The 3,528-nt window shown below is 63.6% G+C and carries 2 protein-coding genes; one reads left to right on the forward strand and one right to left on the reverse strand.

All coding sequences use genetic code 11. The annotated features are described in order from the left end of the window. Positions 1–2,319, forward strand: a 2,319-nt coding sequence (locus tag K309_RS0134210) for an L-glutamate gamma-semialdehyde dehydrogenase (protein ID WP_029050390.1), incomplete at its 5' end; no start/stop codon positions are given. 311 nt (positions 2,320–2,630) lie between these two features. On the opposite strand, the gene K309_RS0134215 is transcribed toward K309_RS0134210, so the two are convergent. Next, positions 2,631–3,212: an NAD(P)H-dependent oxidoreductase gene (locus tag K309_RS0134215; protein ID WP_029050391.1), complete on the reverse strand. Its 582-nt coding sequence runs from the start codon at positions 3,210–3,212 to the stop codon at positions 2,631–2,633. Positions 3,213–3,528 lie beyond the last annotated feature (316 nt).

Genomic DNA, 3,528 nt, shown 5'->3' on the forward strand with positions numbered 1-3,528 from the left:
CATGAAACGCTGCTGGCCTACCTGGTGCGCCGCCTGCTGGAGAACGGCGCCAACACCTCGTTCGTGAACCGCATCGCCGACGACACCATCTCGCTTGACGAGCTGGTGGCCGACCCGGTGGCCGTGGTCGAGCGGATGCACAAGGCCGAGGGCACGCTGGGCCTGCCGCACCCGCGCATTCCGCAGCCGCGCACGCTGTACGGCAAGTCGCGCGCCAATTCGGCCGGTATCGACCTGTCGAACGAGCATCGCCTGGCGTCGCTGTCGTCCGCGCTGCTGGCCGGCACCAGCGACGTGCTGCGCGCCGATCCGCTGCTGGGCGTCGAAGTCGACCGTGGCGATGCCAAGTCGGAACCGGTGCTGAACCCGGCCGACCTTCGCGACGTAGTGGGCCAGGTCAGCGAAGCCACTCCGGCCGAGATCGAAGCGGCGCTGACGGCTGCCGTCAACGTGGCGCCGATCTGGCAGGCCACGCCGCCTGAAGTGCGCGCCGCCGCACTGGAGCGTGCCGCCGACCTGATGGAAGCCCAGATGCAGTCGCTGATGGGCATCATCATGCGCGAGGCCGGCAAGACCTTCGCGAATGCCATCGCAGAAGTACGAGAAGCGGTGGACTTCCTGCGCTACTACGCGGTGCAGGTGCGGGAGACGTTCTCGAACGACACGCACCGCCCGCTGGGCCCAGTGGCCTGTATCAGCCCGTGGAACTTCCCGCTGGCGATCTTCACCGGCCAGGTGGCCGCCGCGCTTGCCGCCGGCAACCCGGTGCTGGCCAAGCCGGCCGAACAGACCCCGCTGATCGCCGCCGCCGCCGTGCGCCTGCTGCGCGATGCCGGCGTGCCGGCTGGCGCCGTGCAACTGCTGCCGGGCCGTGGCGAAACGGTGGGCGCCGCGCTGGTGGGCGATGCCCGCGTGAAGGGCGTGATGTTCACAGGCTCGACCGAAGTGGCGCGCCTGCTGCAGCGGAACGTGGCAGGCCGCCTCGACGCCGCCGGCCGTCCGATCCCGCTGATCGCCGAAACCGGCGGGCAGAACGCGATGATCGTCGACTCGTCGGCCCTGGCCGAGCAGGTGGTGGGTGACGTCGTGAGCTCGGCGTTCGATTCCGCCGGCCAGCGCTGCTCGGCGCTGCGCGTGCTGTGCCTGCAGGAAGACGTGGCCGACCGCATCCTGGAAATGCTCAAGGGCGCGATGCAGGAACTGACCATGGCCAACCCGGACCGCCTGTCGACCGACGTCGGCCCGGTGATCGACGAAGAGGCGCGTGCCAACATCGTGCGGCATATCGATGCCATGCGCGCCAAGGGCCGCCGCGTGCACCAGGCCGACCCGGGCGCCGCGCAGTCGGCTGCCTGCCGCAACGGCACCTTCGTGCCGCCAACGCTGATCGAACTGGATTCGATCGAGGAACTGAAGCGCGAGGTGTTCGGCCCGGTGTTGCACGTGGTGCGCTACCCGCGCGCCGCGCTGGACACGATGATCGGCCAGATCAACGGCACCGGCTACGGCCTGACGCTGGGCATCCACACGCGGATCGACGAAACCATCGCGCATATCGTTGACCGCGCGCATGTGGGCAACCTCTACGTGAACCGCAATATCGTGGGTGCCGTGGTTGGCGTGCAGCCGTTTGGTGGCGAAGGCCTGTCGGGCACCGGCCCGAAGGCTGGCGGCCCGCTGTACCTCTTCAAGCTTCTTGCTTCATATCCCTTGAACGCTCCTCTCAATGCGATTCGTTTGAGTGGGCGTGAAGTTGACGGGGCGAAAGGGCCTTCGACTAGAATTGGAGCGCTTCGTGAGTGGGCCGTAGCCAATGTGCCTGAGATCGCATCGACTTGCGATGAGTTTTCTCGCGACTCCCCCGTGGGGCTCTCAGTCACGCTACCGGGTCCCACCGGCGAGGAGAATCGTTACTCGGTTTCTGCCAAGGCCGCAGTCCTGTGTCTGGCTCAGACCCGTAGCGACATGCTCCGGCAGCTTGCCGCAGTGCTAGCCATTGGAGCGCGCGCTATTTGGGTGGATTCCGTAGGCGTACGGTCGTTGTATGAGGGGCTTCCCGCGCATGTTCGGTCGGGCATCGAAATAGTGGCAGATTGGCGTGTCGCGGACCTTTTCCAGGCGGTCATTCACCATGGCAATTCTCAGGAGTTGAAGGCCATTGGCCGGCGGGTTGCCGAGATCGACGGTCCCATCATCGGCATTCAATCGCTTGCGGAAGGAAGCGCAGAGATCAGTCTCGACAAGTTGGTGGTGGAGCATGCGCTCTCTATCAATACTGCTGCGGCGGGTGGAAACGCATCTCTGATGACGATCGGTTGATCGATTCAGGACCGATTCTAGAAGAGATAGGCTTTCATCTCGTATAGGATCGGGCAGTGTGACCGAAGTGGTGCCCACTTCGGTCACTCGTCTCCGAAAAGCTAACGTCCCAAAATGGCCGGGTCCGGCCCGACGCCGAGCACAGCGAGCGTTCCTCCTGGGACCTGTCCGCGTAGGGCAGAAGACGACCCATCTGAGACTCCAACAGCTGCAAGACGAACGGCTCCTTTGGTCGATGAACGAACGGTGGCAGGGAGACACCACAACGGGCAACCGCCCAAGCAGCGGGCATGTGGTTTGCCACGTTCCGCTCAGTTCCCGTGCGCACCATGTGCACGCATGTTTTCCAGCCAACGGGTACGTGTCCTCTCGTCGGCAAAGGTAAGCCCATACAGGTTCTTGCGGATCGGCTTGATCCCGGCGAAACCTAGCATACTTCGTTCGAAGCCGCGGACTCCATATGCGCCAAAGTACCAGCGATACAGCAGCGCCGGCATTCCCATGGTCACGACGATCCGTGCCGAGCGGCCGGCGAGCAGTCGTCTGGGGAACCCTTTCTCCCTGTATTCCATGGCAAAGCCGGGCCGAAAGATGTGTTCGAGAAAACCCTTGAATAGCGCCGGCATGGTCCCGTGCCATAGCGGAAACAGGAAGACCCAATGCTCCCCCCAGCGCAATTCCTCCCTTGGCTGCTCCAATGCAGGAGGCAATGTGCCAGTCTCGAACTCAGCCTGCGTGCGAAGCAACGGGAAGTCGAGCTTCGCCACCTCGATGCGCCGTACCTCGTGTCCTGCCGTGGTCGCGCCTTGAGCATAGGCGTCCGCCAGCGCATGCAGCAAGCGCTGGCCCGATGGGTCTGGATGCCCCTGGATGATTACGATGCGCTTGGGCATGTTGCTGGCGAAGCTGTTCGGGAGGCCAGCGGTACGACGCACAAAGGCACGTCGTGCCAAAGGTGAATGTCCTGTTGTATGGCCATGAACCTCACTCCTCAGCACGCCGACTGCCGTGAGCCGTCAAAGCTTTGGCCGCAGCGCTCTATGGGAAACGTGCACATGATAGCCGGTTCGCCTAACAAGAGTAGTGAGTATTATCCTGGCTCAGCGTCACTGGAATTGCACGCCAGTCCAGCTGATATGACTCCCCGTGTCAATCGAGATTGGTTTGATTCAGTTTCACAGTTGCATGTAGTTCCCCCAATTTCCTGGA

This window comes from Cupriavidus phytohabitans, from assembly GCF_000426345.1.
Taxonomy (GTDB): domain Bacteria; phylum Pseudomonadota; class Gammaproteobacteria; order Burkholderiales; family Burkholderiaceae; genus Cupriavidus.